This is a genomic window from Acidovorax facilis (assembly GCF_050626955.1).
Classification (GTDB): domain Bacteria; phylum Pseudomonadota; class Gammaproteobacteria; order Burkholderiales; family Burkholderiaceae_C; genus Acidovorax; species Acidovorax facilis.
The window spans coordinates 3,091,104-3,108,531 of the sequence record NZ_CP192460.1 but is presented as its reverse complement, the minus strand read 5'-3'; the positions used below and the strand labels follow the sequence as shown (position 1 = coordinate 3,108,531).

Here is a 17,428-nt window from a genome sequence, read left to right as displayed (position 1 = left end):
TTCGGGGTGTTGTGGTCGTCGTGGATATGCAAGTGTCAGGCCAGAGCTGCCCGGCCCTTCACTTTTGTTCTGTCAGCCCAGGCGACCCAGCTGGTCGCGCAGGCGGGTCAGCGTGGCGCCGAAGTCAGCGATGCGCTTCTTTTCCTGGTCGATCACGGCCGGTGGGGCCTTGGCCACAAAGGCTTCGTTAGAGAGCTTGTTGTTGGCCTTGGCGACTTCGCCTTCGATGCGGGCGATTTCCTTGGACAAGCGGGCCTTCTCGGCGGCCACGTCAATCTCCATGTACAGCGCCAGCCGAGCTTCGCCCACCACGGCCACAGGCGCTGCCTGCGCGGCAGCGGCCCAGGCGGCCTCGTCGTCAAACACCTTGACCTCGCTGAGCTTGGCCAGGGCCTGCAGCACCGGGCCTACGCCGCGCATGAAGTCGGTGTCGCCCACGGTGTACAGCGGCAGGCGGGTGGACGGGGACACGTTCATTTCGCCACGCAACGCGCGGCAAGCGTCCACCAGCCCCTTCACGCGGCCCATGTGGGCTATTGAAGCCTCATCGATCTTGTCCAGTTGCGCCTGAGGGTAGCGGGCGATGCTGACCGATTCGCCGGGGATTCCGGCCACAGGCGCCACCACCTGCCACAGGGCTTCGGTGATGAACGGGATGATGGGGTGCGCCAGGCGCAGGATGGCTTCGAGCGTGCGGATCAGCGTGCGGCGCGTGGCGCGTTGCTGCGCTTCGGTGCCGTTCTGGATCTGCACCTTGGCGATTTCCAGGTACCAGTCGCAGTACTCGTTCCAGACAAAGTCGTAGATCGTGTTGGCCACGTTGTCCAGGCGGTATTCCTCAAAGCCCTTGGCGACTTCGGCCTCGGTCTTCTGCAGCAGCGAGCTGATCCAGCGGTCGGCCTGGCTGAACTGCATGTAGCCGTGGGCGCTGCCGCCGGGCTGGCACTCTTCCTTGGTGTGCTCTTTCAGGCCGCAGTCCTGGCCCTCGCAGTTCATCAGCACAAAGCGGCTGGCGTTCCAGAGCTTGTTGCAGAAGTTGCGGTAGCCCTCGCAGCGCTTGCTGTCAAAGTTGATGCTGCGGCCCAGCGATGCGAGCGCTGCAAAGGTGAAGCGCAGCGCATCGGCGCCATAGGCCGGAATGCCCTCGGGGAATTCCTTTTGCGTGTTCTTGCGCACGGTGGGCGCGGTCTCTGGCTTGCGCAGGCCGGTGGTGCGCTTGTCGAGCAGGGGCTCCAGCGCAATGCCGTCGATCAGGTCCACCGGGTCGAGCACGTTGCCTTCGGACTTGGACATCTTCTTGCCCTGCGCGTCGCGCACCAGGCCGTGGATGTACACATGCTTGAACGGCACGCGGCCCGTGAAGTGCGTGGTCATCATGATCATCCGGGCGACCCAGAAGAAGATGATGTCGTAGCCCGTCACCAGCACGGTGCTGGGCAGGTACAGGTTGAAGTCGTCGGTGGCGCTGTCGCCCTGGTTGGGCCAGCCCATGGTGCTGAAGGGCACGAGGGCGGACGAGTACCAGGTGTCCAGCACATCCTCGTCGCGACGCAGCTTTTTGCCGGGCGCCTTGGCCTGGGCTTCGGCTTCGTCGCGGGCCACGATCACGTTGCCGTCTTCGTCGTACCACGCCGGGATCTGGTGGCCCCACCACAGCTGGCGGCTGATGCACCAGTCCTGGATGTTGTTCATCCACTGGTTGTAGGTGTTCACCCAGTTCTCGGGCACAAAGGTCACCTCGCCGCTGGCAACGGCGTCGATGGCCTTTTGCGCAATGCTCTTGCCGGTGGCGTCGCCTTCGCCCACCTTGCTCATCGCCACGAACCACTGGTCGGTCAGCATGGGCTCGATCACCTGGCCGGTGCGGGTGCAGATGGGCACCATGAGCTTGTGCTTCTTCACCTCGACCAGCGCGCCGATGGCTTCGAGGTCGGCTACCACGGCCTTGCGGGCCACAAAGCGGTCCATGCCCTGGTACCTGGCGGGCGCGTTTTCGTTGATGGTGGCTTGCAGGGTCAGCACCACGATCATGGGCAGCTTGTGGCGCTGGCCCACGGCGTAGTCGTTCTGGTCGTGCGCAGGCGTTACCTTCACCACGCCCGTGCCGAATTCCTTGTCCACGTACTCGTCGGCAATCACCGGGATCTGGCGGTCGCACAGCGGCAGGTTGACCATCTTGCCGATCAAGTGCGTGTAGCGTGAATCCTCGGGGTGAACCATCAGCGCCACGTCGCCCAGCATGGTTTCAGGCCGGGTGGTGGCCACCGTCAGGCTGCCCGATCCATCGGCCAGTGGGTAGGCGATGTGCCACAGCGAGCCGTCTTTTTCTTCGCTCTCGACTTCCAGGTCGGACACGGCGGACTGCAGCTTCGGGTCCCAGTTCACCAGGCGCTTGCCGCGGTAGATCAGGCCCTGCTCGTACAGCTTCACGAAGGTGTCGGTCACCACCTTGGAGAGCTTGTCATCCATGGTGAAGTACTCGCGGCTCCAGTCCACGCTGTCGCCCATGCGGCGCATCTGCGTGGTGATGGTGTTGCCGGACTTCTCCTTCCACTCCCACACTTTGCTCACAAAGTTCTTGCGCGCCTCGGGCGGTGTGGGGCCCATGTCGTAGCGGCTGATGCCCTGCTCCTGCAGCTGGCGCTCCACCACGATCTGCGTGGCGATGCCCGCGTGGTCGGTGCCCGGCACCCAGACGGTGTTGAAGCCACGCATGCGGTGGTAGCGCGTGAGGCTGTCCATGATCGTCTGGTTGAACGCATGGCCCATGTGCAGCGTGCCCGTCACGTTGGGCGGGGGCAGCTGGATGGAAAAGGCGGGCTCGCCCGCCTGGGGCTGGCCCGTGCCACGGTGGCCTGCGGTGCCATACCCGCGCTTTTCCCATTCGGGGCCCCAGTGGGCTTCCAGCGCGGCGGGTTCAAAGGACTTGGACAGGCTGTCGAGGCCGGGTTGTGCTTGGGGCGTGCTCATGGGGTTTGGCAGAAGGAAGAGGCAGGCACAGGGCGTGCCTCAACGGTCAAGAGGGTGGACCGGGCATTTTACGGGAGCGCCAGCCGGTCTTCCCCTGCGCTCGCATCCCACCGGCATTCCGTCTGTCGGGCATTTCTCGCCAATTGTTACCTTGTCGCTCGACCTGCCCGCCGTGGCGTCTTGATAATCCCGCCCGGTGGAGCGAGAGGGCCCCTGGAGAGGGGGCGGGCTCCACGCATTGCCCGGGTCAAAAACATACAACCAATCGGTCCCATCCATGCATCTTCCATCCGCACTCCGCGCGGGCCTTGCCAAGGTCTTTGTCTACGCGCTGCTGGCGCTTTTTCTCATCCCGGCGTTGACCTATGGGTTCACCGTCTACGCGCAGCGCGACCAGGACGCGAACTTTGTGGCCGGCATCAGCCAGCGCATCGACGCTGAAAAGGGCATGCCGCCCGCCGAGAAGCAGGCGCGCAAGGATTACTACCGCAGCAATCCGCCGTCCACCATTTGCAGCAGCACCGACCCCGACGCGCAGGACTACCGCGAAGCCCTGTGTGAGCGCTATTCCGACGTGTGGCAGTTCCACATGGCGCGAGCCGTGTCGTTCTGGACCCTGGTGGCCAGCGGCGTGCTGCTGGTGGCGGTGCTGGGCCTGGGCGCGCTGGCCTTTGCCGACCGCACGCTGCAGTACACCAGCTTTGTCGCGGGCTGGCGCCTGACCACCTGGGCCAGTGCCGCCGCGCTGGTGGTGCAGGGGGCGATGGCGGTGTGGCTGTCGTTCTGGGTCACGGCGTTCTTCTTTCACAAGTATTCGCCCAAGCTCATCATCGTCGTGGGGCTGGCCGTGGCGGTGGGTGTGTTTGTGGCGGTGGCGGGCATCTTCAAGCGCGTGCAGTCTGACAACCATGCCGTGGGCGAGCTGGTGTCCGAAGACGATGCGCCCCTGCTGTGGAAGCGCATCCGCCACATGGCCCAGCGCCTGAAGACCGAGCCTCCGCAGAACATCGTGGCGGGCATCGATGCCAACTTTTTCGTGACCGAGGCACCGCTCACGGTGGGCAACCACACGCTCACGGGCCGCACGCTGTTTGTCAGCCTGCCGCTGCTGCGCATCCTCGACCAGGCCGAGGCCGACGCCGTGTTCGGCCACGAGCTGGCCCACCTGCGCGGCGGCGACACCCAGAGCAGCGCCCGGCTGGGCCCGAAGCTGGTGCAGTTTGACCACTACCGCCATGCGATCCGCAGCGGTGGGCTCTCGGCCGTGGTGTCGCCAGTGCTGGACCTGTACCGCACCATCTTCGAAATTGCCCTGGCGCGCGACAGCCGCGAGCGCGAGTTCAAGGCCGACCGCATCGCTGCCAAGCTCATCTCGCCAGCGGCCATTGCGCAGTCGCTGGTCAAGATCGCGGCCTACGCGCAATACCGTTTCAAGATCGAGGACGAGCTGTTTGGCCGCAACGAGCGGCACGACACCACCACGCTGGGCATCGCCCGCTTTGTGGCCCAGGGGCTGGCGCCCTATGCGGCGTCCAGCGATTTTGTGGATGCGATGAAGACGGCCAATGTGCCGCACCCCTTTGACTCGCACCCCGCCATGCCCGAGCGCCTGCGCAACGTGGGCATGGCACTGAAAGAGCGGGACTACGGTGCCATCGCCGTGCGCGCGCCCGCTGCCACCTGGGTGCAGGAGATATTGACGGCGGACGCGATCGAGCAGCGCCTGTGGAGTGACTATGAACAGCAGTTTGCGCAAGACCATGAACGAAGCCTGGCCTACCGCTACGAGCCCGCCACCGACGAAGAGCGCGCGCTGGTGCTGCGCTACTTTCCACCCGTGGTGTTTGCGCTCAAGGGGGAGAACACGGTGGAGGTCAGCATCGACGGCATCCGCACCTCGGCCGACGAGACCACGGTGTTCTGGGACGCCATCAAGGCGCTGGAATTCAAGGAAAGCAGCTTCGGCAATGCACTGGTCGTAACGCACCCCGAAAAGAACGCCCTGGGCCTGGGCGCCAAGACCAGCAAGATCAAGCTGTCCGGCCTCACCAAGGAAAAGGACCAGTTCAACGCCGTGGTGGGGGCCTACTGGCAGCGCCACCAGATCATGCGGGCGCAGCAGCAACAGCCTCAGGAAGGCTGATTGCGACCGGCGGAGTGGTTGGTGGAGTTTTGCTACCAAATAGATAGCTGTTAGCGATTGTTGGTAAGGCGCTGGAGGCTATTTTTATCTGTATTTTTATCGCTGATGCCACGTTGCACGTTGGGTGTGCAACGTGGCGGTGCCAAAAGCTTGTCAGCCTTTGACGAACTCTGGCCGGTCGTTCTGCTGCGGCTTGAGCGGTACCACCGCCTTGCCTTCAGCGCGCTCCTTGCGCCACTGCTCCTTGCGCGCAGTCCACTCGTTCAGGCGGGCGTGGGCCACGGTGCTGTCCTTGGCCATCTGTTCTTCGTCGGCCAGCTGGGCCGACAGTTCCAGACGGATACCGTTCGGGTCAAAGAAATAGATGCTGTGAAAGATGTGGTGGTCCGTTACGCCCAGCACCTCGATGCCGTGGGCCTCCAGGCGCTTCTTGGTGTTCTCCAGCTCCTGCACCGTGTCCACGCGAAAAGCGATGTGGTTGACCCACAGCGGCGTGTTCGGCGAGGGCTCTGCCTTCACGTCGTCGCCCAGGTCGAAGAAGGCGATGAAAGAACCGTCCTTGAGGCGAAAGAAGAAGTGCGTGTAGGGGCAGTATTCGCCCGTGCTCGGCACGTAGTCGCTCTGGATGATGTGGTACAGCGGCAGGCCCAGGATGTCCTCATAGAACTGGCGCGTTTCTTCAGCGTCACGCGCCTTGTAGGCGTAGTGGTGCAGCTGCTGGATAGGCGCGGGCGGGGGCAGGGTGGCCAGATCAGGTTTCAGGATGGCGTTCATGCAGAGTCTCCTCAAATCGGTTTTGTGATTCTACTATTCGTAATTGATTTACGTTAAGTTAATTTTTTGCCAACCGGGATTGCGGTACATTCCGCAGTCGTCCTTCTTTGCCCCTGAGGTATTCGTCCGATGCGCCTGTAAGCCCCTCAAGCCTTTCCTTCCTGATTGCCCTTTGCCGGGCCATGCGGTTGTATGTCTTGTCTGGAGTGCTTTTGCATGGCGACACCTTCAATGCCGGGCGATTCCGCCCATCGCAGCCGCAGCGCTGCCGCAGCCTCGGCGGCTGCCTTCCCTCCTCGGCCCTCTATTGCCGCGCCCCGCAGTGCGGCTTCGTCTGCGGGTCCCGTTGTCCTTCAGTTCCACGACGTCACATTCAGCTTGCCTGATGGGCAGGCACTGTGGGCACGCCCGCTGAATGTGGCCCTGGGCCAAGGCGTAATCGGCTTGGTGGGCGCCAACGGCGTTGGCAAAAGCGTTTTCTTGCAGCTTGCGCAGCGCATGCTGCAGCCAGCAAGCGGTGTGGTGGCGGGCAGCCCTTCCGTGCACGCGGTGGCGCAGGAGGTCGGTGCAGCACCTTTGGCCACCGTCGCCGATGTTGCAGGCCTGGGCCCGGTTCTGGGTGCACTCGACCGACTGGAAGCGGGCCGGGGCACGCCCGATGATCTGCTTTTGGCCGACGGGCGGTGGGACCTGCCCTCGCACTGGCAGCAGGCGCTGCACGCGCTGGGTTTGGGCCACCTGCCGCCGGGACACGCGGCGCAGCACCTTAGCGGTGGCGAGCGCATGCGCGTGGCACTGGCGGGGGCATTTCTGTCGGGCGCCGAACTGCTGGTGCTGGATGAGCCCACCAACCACCTGGACCGCCCGGGTCGGCGCTGGTTGATGGAGTCGCTGGCGCAGTGGCGCGGTGGCGTGCTGGTGGCCAGCCACGACCGCGAATTGCTGGGCATGGCGAACAACATGGTTGCGTTGTCTGCAGCGGGGCTGCAGCGCTACGGCGGAAACTGGTCCGTGTACGAGGAACAGCGCCAGGCCGAGGCTGCTGCTGCCCAGGCCGCGCTGGACCACGCGCGCACCGAGCGCGAGCGGGGCATGCGGGCGCTGCAGCGCGAGCACGATGCCCAGCAGAGCCGCGCCGCGCGGGGGCGCGAGGCCGGCCGCACTGCCAACCAGGCATCCGTCCTGCTGGACCGCAAGAAGAACAACGCCCAGGCCCACGCGGGTCGCGAGCACGAGCGGCAGCAGCAGGAGCGCCTGCGGCTGAACGATGCGGTGCGCGAGGCCGCTCAGCGTGTTCCTGCAGGGGGCGCTACGGCGCTGGTGCTGCCCCAAAGCGCCGTGCCTGCGGGCAAGCAGGTGCTGGCGTTCGAACAGGTCCATGTGCCGCATGCGCCGCCCGGCTTTCCTCCGCTCCATGGAGTCTGGAACGGGCCCATCCGCATCGCCATCACTGGGCCCAACGGCTGCGGCAAAAGCAGCCTGCTGCGCACCATTGCCAACCCTGCGTTGGCCACTGCGGGGCGGGTGTTGCGGGGTGTGCGGGCCGCCTGGCTGGACCAGCACAACGCCGACCTGCTTCCACCCCAGCACGGTGTGTTGGCGCGCCTGCAGGCGCTCGGCACGCCCCTGCCCGAAGCGGCGCTGCGCACGCACCTGGCCCAGATGGGGTTGGGCGCGGACAAAGTGCAGCGGCCTGCGGGCGTGCTCAGCGGTGGAGAGCGCATCAAGGCCGCCCTGGCCTGCGCCCTGTGGTCGGGCGAGCCCGCGCAAATGCTGCTGCTCGATGAGCCCACCAACCATCTCGATGTGGATGTCATCGAAGCGCTGCAGTCCGCCTTGCAAGCCTTCACGGGCGCGCTGGCCGTGGTGTCGCACGACGTCACCTTCCTGCGTGCGCTTGGGCCTCATGTGGTGTGGGCATGGCAGCCGCAAGGCTGGAATCTGGATGCCACGCTGGACGCTGCCTGACACTCTTGGCGAAGTGCGCGTGCATGAAAAAGCCACCCGCTGCGTGAACGCAGGGGTGGCCCGTGGGTTTGGCGCGCAGCAGCCGCCCTTCAGGGGCGAGCAGCCCGCGTGCCTGCCGATGGTGGATTACTGCTTCACAGCTTCAATCTGCACCACCAGGCGCACGTTCTTGGGGAAGCCCCATTCCACGCCGTAGTTCATGCCCCACTGGGTGCGGTCGATGGTGGTTTCAAAGTCGCCACCGCACACTTCGCGCTTGAGCATGGGGCTGTCGTAGCAGTTGAACTGCGTGGCCTTGAGGGTGACGGGCGCGGTCTTGCCCAGCAGCGTGAGCTGGCCGGTCACTTCGCTGACCTTGTCGCCGTTGAAGCTGAACTTGTCGGACACGAACTTGATCGTGGGGTGCTTGGCGGCGTCAAACAGGTCGGCGCTTTGCAGGTGCTTGTCAAAGGGAGGCGTGCCGGTATTCACCGAGGTGGTGTCGATGGTGATGTCCACCTTCCCGGTCTTGGCGGCGCGGTCAAATTCCACAGTGCCTTGCTTCTTGTCGAAGCGGCCACGGTTGGTGGTGGCGCCAAAGTGGCTGATCTCGAACGTCACGAAGGTGTGCGTGGGGTCGATGGCGTAGTTGGCGGCCTGGGCAGCGCCAGCGGTCATTGCGGTGGCAGCGGCCACGGCGAGCAGGGAGAAGAGGGACTTGCGCATGAAAAAGACTCCTTGAAAAGAGGAACTACGAAACGAACCAGGGGAAAAACGGAGGATGAAAGAGGCGTAGCTGGAGCCAGAAGCTGGTCATAGCTTGCCGACGCCAGTCAGTGCGAGCTTGAACTTCACGGTGACGTCGTCGGCCACCATCGAGGTGTCGGCCCACTCGTTTTCGCCGATCTTGAAAGCCAGCCGCTTGATCGGCAGCGTGCCGGTGGCCGTGGTGGTGGGGCCGCTTTGCGTGAGCGCCACGGGCACCACCACGTTCTGCGCGGTGCCCTTGATGGTGAGCTTGCCCGCCACCTCAAACTTGCCGCCGCCCAGTGCCTTGATGGCAGTGGATTCGAACTGCGCCTGCGGGAACTTGGGCACGTTGAACCAGGTGGGCTTGGGCAGCTCGGCATCGGTTTCGCGCGAGCCCAGTGTGGCGCTGCCGGTGTCTACGGTGAAGGCGATCTTGCTCGTGGCCAGCTTGGCGGGGTCAAACGCCACCTGGGCGCTGAACTTCTTGAAATGGCCATCCAGCGGCACGCCCATCTGGCGCGCGGTGAACTGCACCTCGCTCTGGGCGGGGACCAGTTGCTGCTGGGCCAGTGCGGCCTGCGCGCTCAAGGCTACGGCGGCCACCAGGAGGGTGCGAGACAGGTGGGAAGACAGGTTCATGCAAAAAACTCCGTTCAAAAGACAGAAAGTGAAAACCAGATCCATGATCTGGAGGGCGGTGCGTTGCCCCGCCATGCACGCGACTCAGGGGTGTTTCATCTGCCCGGCAGCATGCGGGCGATGAGCCCATCGCGGTCCACGATCTGGTGCTTGAGCGCGCCTGCGGTGTGCAGCACCACCAGGCCCGCCATCGCAAAGGCGGTGTACTGGTGCCAGGGTTTGATCGCCTCGGCCAGCTCCTTGCTCACGGGCACGAAGTCGGGCAACTGCCACAGGCCCAGAAACACGATGGGAAAGCCTGCTGCCGAGCTGTAGGCCCAGCCAATCAACGGCACGGCGAAAAACAGCGTGTACAGCAGCCCGTGCGTGGCGTGGTGCGCCAGCTTTTGCCAGCCCGGCATGGTGTTTTCGATGGCTGGCGGCAGCGCGGGAGGGCGGTGCGTGGCGCGCCACAGCAGGCGCAGCACCGACAGCACGAGGATGGTGACCCCCGCCCACTTGTGCCAGTTGTAGAGCTTGAGCCGCTGCGGCGAGAACGGCAGCCCGGTCATGTAAATACCCACGCCAAACAGGCCAATCAGTGCCAGGCCCAGCACCCAGTGCAAAAGCATGGCGGTGCGCGTATAGCGGCGGGGCGGGGCGTCTGCAGCGGTGCGGGTGGCGGTGGCTGAAGCAGTCATGAAGAGAGGAAACGTGGGGCTGTTGGACGGAGCGCCGGGCGGGGTCGCCAGCCCGTTCGGGGCTGACATCCGTCAAGCGATGGGGCAGTGTAGGAAGCCGTTGCCGCATTCGGCTTCAGGCAGATTGATGCTTCAATTCAAAAAAAATGAATTGATAAGGCCTGAGCGCTCAAAGTTCCCCAATGCTGTGCACGTTGCACCCGCGTGTATCCGATGGGGTGTGAGGGCGGCGGATTCACCAGGGATGCCCTGGTTCGGTGCGGCCCAGAGCGCTGCGGCCCGGGCTTTTTTACGCAAAGGGCTGCGCCTGGAAGGCGCAGCCTTGCAAAGAAGGCCGTTTACCGGCCGAGCGCGGCCTTCTTCCAGGCCTCGGCGGCGGCGCTGTCGTCGCCGCGTTTTTCTGCCAGCTCGGCCAAGTGGCGCCAGGCGCTGGCCCGCAGGCTGGTGTCGCCCAGTTGCTGCGCCGCCTGTGTGAGCAACTGCTGGGCCTTGCCCCACAGCTGGCGCTTGAGGCAGGCCATGCCCGCCAGGTACTGCAGGCGTGCGTCGCGGGGATTTCCCTGGTAGGCCGATTCGATGCGCGCCAGCCAGGGGGCGTCGAGGTCGTCCAGCCCGGCTTCGAGTGCGCGCACCAGCTTCAGCGCGTGGTGTTCGGCCAGCGCGTCGGGCAGGTCCACCATGCGGTCCCACACGGGCAGCAGCCAGGCGCGCACCTGCGTCGCGTCGCCGCCCAGGGCTGCCAGCCGCTGCGCGGCGTGGATGGCCAGCTCGGGCATGCTGCGCTCGGACGATTCCAGCGACATCCAGGTCTGCTGCAGCTGCGCGGTGTCGTGTGCGCTGTTGATGAGTTCAATGGCCAGGCCCCGCACGATGCTCTGGGCCGCAGCGGGCGAGAAGGCGCGGTGCTTGCCCAGCAGGCGTGCGGTGTCCAGCGCCTCCTGCGTCTGGCGTGCCAGGCGCGTGGCCTTGAGCTTGATGCGCAGCGACAGCGTGCGCCGGGCGGCACCCTGCGGCAGGGCGGCCAGGCGGTCGAGCGCGGCGTTGGCATCGCGGTCGTCCAGCGACCAGCGGGCGGCACGCATCTGGGCGCCCTCGCGCATTTCCTGTTCGTTCACGGTGCCGCGCAGCGGTGCCTCTTGCAGGGCGTCCTGCAGATGGCTTTCGCGCGTGGCGCTGTCTTGCAGCGCGTGCGAGGCCTCGGCCGCAATCATGTGGGCCAGTGCGCGCAACTGGCGGCCGTGGGGCACGGCCTCGCCAGCGGTGGCCAGCGCGTTTTCTTGCGACAGCGCAGCCACTGCGGCCTTGCGCGAGCGGATGAAGCGCCCGCCCAGCATGTGCGTCAGGGCGTCCAGCAAGGCCGCGTGCATGGCGCGCTCCTTTTGCTGCACGCGCCAGCGCCGGGCCTGGTGGGGCAGCTCCAGCAGCGCCGCCAGGGCGCGCAGCGCGGCGTACACGGTGACAAACCCGCCCACCAGCAACAGCACCACCAGGTTCAGCGACAGGTCGATGCGGTACGGCGGCCAGTACAGGGTGACGGTGCCCTGGTTGTTGCCCGCAAACAGCGCGGCGGCCACGGCCACGCCAAACAACGCCAAAAGCCAGAGTGCTGCACGCATGCGTACCGCTCCCTTACCGGCCGGCTGCAGCTGTTGCCAGCGCAGAGAGCGTTTCGTCCAGGCGCGGCTGCTCGGCCGCCTTCATGCTGGCCTGGGCGGTCTGCAGCGTGCTGGCAGCGTTCTGCGTGCGGCGCGATGCCGGGTCAAAGTATTTGTTGAGCGCAGCGTTGGCGGCGGCCAGGTCGGCGCGGGCCGATTCGAACTGGCGCGCCAGAACGCCCAGGCGGGCGTTGAGCAGCTTGAGCTTGAGGTTCTCGCGCAGGAAGAAGGTCTGCTCGGGCGCCAGCAAGATGGCCTCGGGCTGGTCGATGCGGCTCACGCGCACCAGGCCCCGGGCCTCGTCGCGCACCACTTCCCAGCTGCGCTGCAAGGCTGCCTGCCACCAGGCCAGGTCGCCCTGGTTGAGTGTTGGCGTGTTTGTGGGCGCGGGTGTGGCTGCCAGGCGGCGTGTGGCGGCGGCCTGGGCCACGGCGTTCAGCACGGGCAGCTCGTCCACCTGGCGTACCAGGTCGTCCAGACGGGCCAGCAGGCCGGCGGTGTCGGTCACGGTGGCGCGGGTCAGGCGGTCCAGGTCGCGGCCAATGGCGCGCTGCACGGGGGCCAGGCGGGGCTGTGCGGCGCGTTCGATGCGCTGGTTGGCGCTTTTGAGCGCGGCCACCAGGGGCTCCAGGCTGCCAGTGAGCTGCGCCTGTTGCTGCGCCAGGCGGATGGCCGATTCGATGTCCACCACCAGGTTCTCGTCGCGCGAGCGCGACAGGCTTTGCATCAATTCTTCGAGCTGGCTGCGCTGCAGCGCCACTTCGCTCACCCGCGCTTCTGCCACCGACAGGCGGGCTGCCGTCTCGCGCACCAGTTCTTCGGCCTGGCGGGCCATGGTGCGGGCCTCGATGGCCTGCGCGCCCGAGTCTGCGGATTGACGGGCCAGTTGCTCTTGAATGGCGCTGAGTTTTTGCCACAGCATGCCGCTGCTGACCAGCGCGGCAGCGGCCACCGCGCCCAGCAGCAGCGTGACGGCGCCACCCCGGCCCGGGGTAGGTGCTGGAGGTGCGGGCGCGGCTGCCGGGCCCACGGCCGGTGCGCCCACGGATGCCGCGGCAGGTGCCGCCATGGGCGCTGCGGTGGGTGCGGGGGGCAGATCGTTGGGGGGCACGGAACTCATGCGGCCGATTCTATCGAGGCCACCACATCCTCCAGCGCCGGACGGCATTCCCGCACGGTGCCAAAGCCCGCTGCGCGGGCCGCTTCGGCGATGCGCGGGTGGGTGGCCAGTGCCTGCGCGGCGCCCCAGTGCTGGCCGGGCAGGGCCTCGGCCAGGTGGGCTACGGCTTCAGAGCTGCTCAGCAGCCAGATGGAGCCATCGCACGCCGCCTGTTGCGCCAGCGCCACCTCGTGCGCTGAAAAATGCGGTGCACCGCGTTGGTAGGCCACCACAAACTCCACCGTGCCGCCCGCCGCCTCGATCTGGCGCGCCAGCCAGTCGCGGCCGTTGCCTAGGCTTTCATGCACACCCTTGGGCGTGGAGGACCTCCCGCGCACGATCAGCACGCAGTCGCCGGGCCGGATCTGCCCAGAGACCTGCTGCCACAGCGCTTCCGAGTCGAACTGGGGGGCATCCGGTGCCGGGCCGTCGATGCAGCCAGGCGGCACACCGGCCTGCTCCAGCGCACGCGCCGTGCCGGGGCCCGGAGCCCATGCTCTTGTTTTGATAGCTGATAGTGCTTGTCCATCAAGCGCTAGGGCCTTATTTGGCTCAAAAAAATGAAACACCGCATTGCCACTGACAAACATCAGGGCCCGGTACTGCGCAAGCCGCGCATGCGCCTGGGTGAGTGCTTGCTCTGCCGCTGCGTCACGGCAGGGGCCGATGGCGATGAGCGGCAGGGCCACGGCATCCACACCACGCGCGCCCAGCAGCTTGACCCAGTGCGCAGCCTCGCGGGCGGGCCGCGTGACGATCACCCGGGGCATGGCATGCGCGTTCAAACCAGGGGTTCGGCGCCCCGGGCACCACCGGCACGCAGGCGCTGCGCAATCGCGTCGCCCAGCGCTTCGGCCTGCGCCAGCGTGGTGACGGCGGCGCTGGCCGCTGCGCGCACCAGGGGGGCCTGCGCGTCCACGTCGCCCCAGGCGGCGTCGAGCTGCAGCACGCCATCGGTGAACGTGCCGTGCGCGGCCAGCGGCATGGAGCAGCTGCCGCCCATGGCGCGGCTCACGGCGCGCTCTGCGGCCACGGTCAGCCAGGTGGGCTGGTGGGCCAGCGGGGCCAGTGCTGCGATCAGGTCTTGCCGGTCGCTGCGCACTTCAATGCCCAAGGCACCCTGGCCGGCTGCGGGCAGCATGGCCGTGGGCGGAAACGTGGCGCGGATGCGGGATTCGAGCCCCAGGCGCTTCAAGCCCGCAGCCGCCAGCACGATGGCGTCGTACTGGCCTTCGTCCAGCTTGCGCAGGCGGGTGTCCAGGTTGCCGCGCAAGGGCTCAATCTTGAGGTCGGGCCGCAAGGCCTGCAGCAGCACCTGGCGGCGCAGGCTGGAGGTGCCCACCACTGCACCCTGGGGCAGGGCATCAATGTTCGGGTAGTTGGGTGACACAAACGCATCGCGCGGGTCTTCGCGCTCCATCACGCAGGCCAGTGCAAAGCCCTCGGGCAGCTCCATGGGCACGTCTTTGAGCGAATGCACCGCAATGTGCGCGCGGCCTTCTTCCAGCGCCACCTCCAGCTCTTTCACAAACAGGCCCTTGCCGCCCACCTTGCTGAGCGAGCGGTCCAGGATCTGGTCGCCCTTGGTGGTCATGCCCAGCAGCTCCACCGTGTGGCCCTGTGCGCGCAAAAGAGCCTGTACATGCTCGGCCTGCCACAGCGCCAGGCGGCTCTCTCGGGTGGCAATGACGATGGAAAGGGGGGAATGGGCAAGGCTCAAGTTCGTAACCTGTTTGTAATCATTCAGGGGCGGGCGATGCTAGCATGCGCCCGCACTGGGGCCGGTGCGCCCCGGGGGACGCGGGGGCAGGCGGCGCCAGGTCACCTACCCACCTCCGGAGACCCACGCACCATGAAACGATCCGACAAGGACCAGCCCCTGATTGACGACATCCGCCTGCTTGGCCGTATTCTGGGCGATGTGATCCGGGACCAGGAGGGCGTGGCCGCCTATGAACTGGTCGAGCAGGTGCGCAAGCTTTCGGTGGCCTTCCGCCGCGATGCCGACCAGGAGGCCGACCGCGCGCTCAAGAAGCTGCTCAAGTCGCTGTCGGGCGACCAGACGGTGAGCGTGATCCGCGCCTTCACCTACTTCAGTCACCTGGCCAACCTGGCCGAAGACCGCCACCACATCCGCCGCCGCGCCGTGCACGAACGCGCGGGCGACACGCAAGAGGGCAGCATCGAAGTCGCCCTGTCGCGACTGCGCTGGGCTGGCATTGCGCCCAAGACCATCTCGCAGACGCTGGCAGGCAGCTACGTAGCCCCCGTGCTCACCGCCCACCCCACCGAGGTGCAGCGCAAGAGCATTCTGGATGCCGAGCGCGACATCGCCCAGTTGCTGGCCACGCGCGACGACATCCAGGTGCGCGCCCAGCTCTACAACAGCGCCAAAGACGCGCTCACCCCCCGCGAGCTGGCCGCCAACGAAGCCCTGCTGCGCGCCCGCGTGGCCCAGCTGTGGCAAACCCGCCTGCTGCGCTACAGCAAGCTCACCGTGGCCGACGAGATCGAGAACGCGCTGTCCTATTACGAAGCCACCTTCCTGCGCGAGATCCCCAAGATCTATGCCGACCTGGAAAGTGAACTGGGCCAGTACCCCGTGCACAGCTTTCTGCGCATGGGCCAGTGGATCGGGGGTGACCGCGACGGCAACCCCAATGTGACGGCGCAAACCCTGCAATACGCGCTGGGGCGCCAGGCCGAGGTGGCCCTGCGCCACTACCTGACCGAAGTGCACTACCTGGGCGGCGAGCTGTCATTGTCGGCCCGCCTGGTGCAGGTATCGGCCGAGATGGAGGCCCTGGCCCAGCGCTCGCCCGACACCAACGAACACCGCGTGGACGAGCCCTACCGCCGCGCCCTGACAGGCATCTACGCGCGCCTGGCCGCGTCGCTCAAGGACCTGACCGGCGGCGAGGCCGCCCGCCATGCCGTGGCCCCACAAAACGCCTACGCCAGCGCCGAAGAGTTCCTGGCCGACCTGCGCGTGATCGAAGCGTCATTGAAGTCGCACCACGGCGAAGCCCTGGCCGCCGAGCGCCTGCACCCGCTGATCCGCGCCGTGCAGGTGTTTGGCTTTCACCTGGCCACGGTGGATTTGCGCCAAAGCTCTGACAAACACGAAGAAGTGGTGGCCGAGCTGCTGGCCAAGGCGCGCATTGAGCCCAACTACGCCAGCCTGCAAGAGGCCGCCAAGCGCGCCCTGCTGATCAAGCTGCTGAACGACGCACGCCCCCTGCGCGTGGTGGGTGCCGAATACTCTGCCCATGCCAAGGGCGAGCTGGCCATCTTTGAAACCGCCCGCGTCATGCGCGAGCGCTTCGGCCACGAAGCCATCCGCCACTACATCATCAGCCACACCGAAACCGTGAGCGACCTGCTCGAAGTGCTGCTGCTGCAAAAGGAAGTGGGCCTGATGAATGGGACCTTGGACACCGAGTCCAAGAACCACCTCATCGTGGTGCCGCTGTTCGAAACCATTGAAGACCTGCGCAACGCCGCGCCCATCATGCGCGAGTTCTATGCACTGCCCGGCGTGGCTGCGCTGGTGCAGCGCAGCGGTGGCGAGCAGGACATCATGCTGGGCTACAGCGACAGCAACAAAGACGGCGGCATCTTCACCAGCAACTGGGAGCTGTACCGCGCTGAAATCGCCCTCGTCGAACTCTTCGACGAACTCGCCACCAGCCATGGCATCCAGCTGCGCATGTTCCACGGCCGGGGCGGCACCGTGGGCCGGGGCGGCGGCCCCAGCTACCAGGCTATCCTGGCCCAACCCCCCGGCACCGTGCGCGGCCAGATCCGCCTGACCGAGCAGGGCGAAGTCATCGCCTCCAAATACGCCAATCCCGAAATCGGCCGCCGCAACCTCGAAACCCTGGTGGCCGCCACGCTCGAAGCCACCCTGCTGCAGCCCACCAAGCCCGCCACCAAGGCGTTTCTGGACGCCGCCGCGCAGCTCTCACTGGCCAGCATGGGCAGCTACCGCGCGCTGGTGTACGAGACCCCCGGTTTTACCGAGTATTTCTTCAACTCCACCCCCATCCGCGAGATCGCCGAGCTCAACATCGGCTCCCGCCCCGCCAGCCGCAAGGCCAGCCAGAAGATCGAAGACCTGCGCGCCATCCCCTGGGGCTTCAGCTGGGGCCAATGCCGCCTCACGCTGCCCGGCTGGTACGGCTTTGGCTCGGCCGTCGATGCGTTTGTGAACGTGGAGGGCAAAGACCCCAAAGCCCAGCTGGCCCTGCTGCAAAAGATGTACCGCCAATGGCCGTTTTTCCGCACCCTGCTGTCCAACATGGACATGGTGCTGGCCAAAAGCGACCTGGCCCTGGCCTCACGCTACAGCGAACTCGTCACCGACGCGCGCCTGCGCAAGAAGGTCTTCACCAGCATCGAGGCCGAATGGCACCGCACGGCCGAGGCCCTCACCCGCATCACCGGCGACAAACAGCGCCTCACACACAACACGGCGCTGGCCCGCTCCATCAAACACCGCTTCCCGTACATCGACCCGCTGCACCACTTGCAGGTCGAGCTGGTGCGCCGCTGGCGCGCAGGGCAGGGGGATGAACGGGTGCAGACGGGGATTCACATTTCCATTAATGGGATTGCGGCGGGGTTGCGTAATACCGGCTGAGTGGCGGACAGCGCAGCGCGATTCGAACCTGCGCATCGCGGCCTGTTTTGATCGCAGGCACCCATAACA

General features: G+C 66.2%; 12 protein-coding genes. 3 read left to right on the top strand and 9 right to left on the bottom strand.

The features are described from left to right. Positions 1 to 72 precede the first annotated feature (72 nt). The gene (locus ACQ4MJ_RS14195) at positions 73 to 2,970 is read right to left on the bottom strand and encodes a valine--tRNA ligase (RefSeq protein WP_431152265.1); all 2,898 of its coding nucleotides are present in this window, start codon (positions 2,968 to 2,970) and stop codon (positions 73 to 75) included. Between the two features lie 277 nt (positions 2,971 to 3,247). On the opposite strand from ACQ4MJ_RS14195, the gene ACQ4MJ_RS14190 reads away from it, so the two are divergent. Continuing rightward, a complete protein-coding gene (locus ACQ4MJ_RS14190; RefSeq protein ID WP_431152266.1) occupies positions 3,248 to 5,113 on the top strand; it encodes a M48 family metalloprotease in 1,866 nt (621 codons plus the stop codon). Between the two features lie 153 nt (positions 5,114 to 5,266). On the opposite strand, the gene ACQ4MJ_RS14185 is transcribed toward ACQ4MJ_RS14190, so the two are convergent. Further along, complete coding sequence (locus ACQ4MJ_RS14185; protein WP_431152267.1) at positions 5,267 to 5,887, bottom strand: VOC family protein; 621 nt, start codon at positions 5,885 to 5,887, stop codon at positions 5,267 to 5,269. Positions 5,888 to 6,103: 216 nt separating this feature from the next. On the opposite strand from ACQ4MJ_RS14185, the gene ACQ4MJ_RS14180 reads away from it, so the two are divergent. After that, positions 6,104 to 7,855: an ABC-F family ATP-binding cassette domain-containing protein gene (locus ACQ4MJ_RS14180; protein WP_431152268.1), complete on the top strand. Its 1,752-nt coding sequence runs from the start codon at positions 6,104 to 6,106 to the stop codon at positions 7,853 to 7,855. A gap of 126 nt (positions 7,856 to 7,981) precedes the next feature. Here ACQ4MJ_RS14180 and ACQ4MJ_RS14175 read toward each other — a convergent pair whose 3' ends face one another. The 7 genes from ACQ4MJ_RS14175 to hemC form a co-directional block, all read right to left on the bottom strand. Further along, positions 7,982 to 8,560, bottom strand: coding sequence for a YceI family protein (locus tag ACQ4MJ_RS14175; RefSeq protein WP_228899928.1), 579 nt, complete (start codon positions 8,558 to 8,560; stop codon positions 7,982 to 7,984). 87 nt (positions 8,561 to 8,647) lie between these two features. Then, the gene (locus ACQ4MJ_RS14170; RefSeq protein ID WP_431152269.1) at positions 8,648 to 9,223 is read right to left on the bottom strand and encodes a YceI family protein; all 576 of its coding nucleotides are present in this window, start codon (positions 9,221 to 9,223) and stop codon (positions 8,648 to 8,650) included. 95 nt (positions 9,224 to 9,318) lie between these two features. Then, on the bottom strand, positions 9,319 to 9,903 hold the full coding sequence (locus ACQ4MJ_RS14165) for a cytochrome b (protein WP_431152270.1): 585 nt from the start codon (positions 9,901 to 9,903) through the stop codon (positions 9,319 to 9,321). A gap of 338 nt (positions 9,904 to 10,241) precedes the next feature. Beyond that, on the bottom strand, positions 10,242 to 11,519 hold the full coding sequence (locus ACQ4MJ_RS14160) for a heme biosynthesis protein HemY (RefSeq protein WP_431152271.1): 1,278 nt from the start codon (positions 11,517 to 11,519) through the stop codon (positions 10,242 to 10,244). 13 nt (positions 11,520 to 11,532) lie between these two features. Then, the gene (locus tag ACQ4MJ_RS14155) at positions 11,533 to 12,678 is read right to left on the bottom strand and encodes a uroporphyrinogen-III C-methyltransferase (RefSeq protein ID WP_431152272.1); all 1,146 of its coding nucleotides are present in this window, start codon (positions 12,676 to 12,678) and stop codon (positions 11,533 to 11,535) included. Then, positions 12,675 to 13,487 (bottom strand): uroporphyrinogen-III synthase, encoded by an 813-nt coding sequence (locus tag ACQ4MJ_RS14150; protein ID WP_431152273.1) that lies wholly within the window; start codon positions 13,485 to 13,487, stop codon positions 12,675 to 12,677. Before ACQ4MJ_RS14150 ends, ACQ4MJ_RS14155 begins: the two co-directional genes overlap by 4 nt. An 11-nt stretch (positions 13,488 to 13,498) precedes the next feature. Continuing rightward, entirely contained in the window at positions 13,499 to 14,437 is a 939-nt protein-coding gene (gene hemC / locus ACQ4MJ_RS14145; RefSeq protein WP_121419313.1) for a hydroxymethylbilane synthase, read from the bottom strand. Positions 14,438 to 14,569: 132 nt separating this feature from the next. Between hemC and ppc the strand changes: the two genes are divergently transcribed. After that, on the top strand, positions 14,570 to 17,359 hold the full coding sequence (ppc, locus tag ACQ4MJ_RS14140) for a phosphoenolpyruvate carboxylase (protein ID WP_431152274.1): 2,790 nt from the start codon (positions 14,570 to 14,572) through the stop codon (positions 17,357 to 17,359). Positions 17,360 to 17,428 lie beyond the last annotated feature (69 nt).

What these genes read in the sequence shown, in the direction of transcription:
- ppc (WP_431152274.1), top strand. Translation starts at nt 14,570, where the DNA reads ATGAAACGATCCGACAAGGACCAGCCCCTGATTGACGACATCCGCCTG.
- ACQ4MJ_RS14150 (WP_431152273.1), bottom strand. Translation starts at nt 13,487, where the DNA reads ATGCCCCGGGTGATCGTCACGCGGCCCGCCCGCGAGGCTGCGCACTGG.
- ACQ4MJ_RS14155 (WP_431152272.1), bottom strand. Translation starts at nt 12,678, where the DNA reads ATGAGTTCCGTGCCCCCCAACGATCTGCCCCCCGCACCCACCGCAGCG.
- ACQ4MJ_RS14190 (WP_431152266.1), top strand. Translation starts at nt 3,248, where the DNA reads ATGCATCTTCCATCCGCACTCCGCGCGGGCCTTGCCAAGGTCTTTGTC.
- ACQ4MJ_RS14195 (WP_431152265.1), bottom strand. Translation starts at nt 2,970, where the DNA reads ATGAGCACGCCCCAAGCACAACCCGGCCTCGACAGCCTGTCCAAGTCC.
- ACQ4MJ_RS14185 (WP_431152267.1), bottom strand. Translation starts at nt 5,887, where the DNA reads ATGAACGCCATCCTGAAACCTGATCTGGCCACCCTGCCCCCGCCCGCG.
- ACQ4MJ_RS14175 (WP_228899928.1), bottom strand. Translation starts at nt 8,560, where the DNA reads ATGCGCAAGTCCCTCTTCTCCCTGCTCGCCGTGGCCGCTGCCACCGCA.
- ACQ4MJ_RS14165 (WP_431152270.1), bottom strand. Translation starts at nt 9,903, where the DNA reads ATGACTGCTTCAGCCACCGCCACCCGCACCGCTGCAGACGCCCCGCCC.
- ACQ4MJ_RS14170 (WP_431152269.1), bottom strand. Translation starts at nt 9,223, where the DNA reads ATGAACCTGTCTTCCCACCTGTCTCGCACCCTCCTGGTGGCCGCCGTA.
- ACQ4MJ_RS14160 (WP_431152271.1), bottom strand. Translation starts at nt 11,519, where the DNA reads ATGCGTGCAGCACTCTGGCTTTTGGCGTTGTTTGGCGTGGCCGTGGCC.
- ACQ4MJ_RS14180 (WP_431152268.1), top strand. Translation starts at nt 6,104, where the DNA reads ATGGCGACACCTTCAATGCCGGGCGATTCCGCCCATCGCAGCCGCAGC.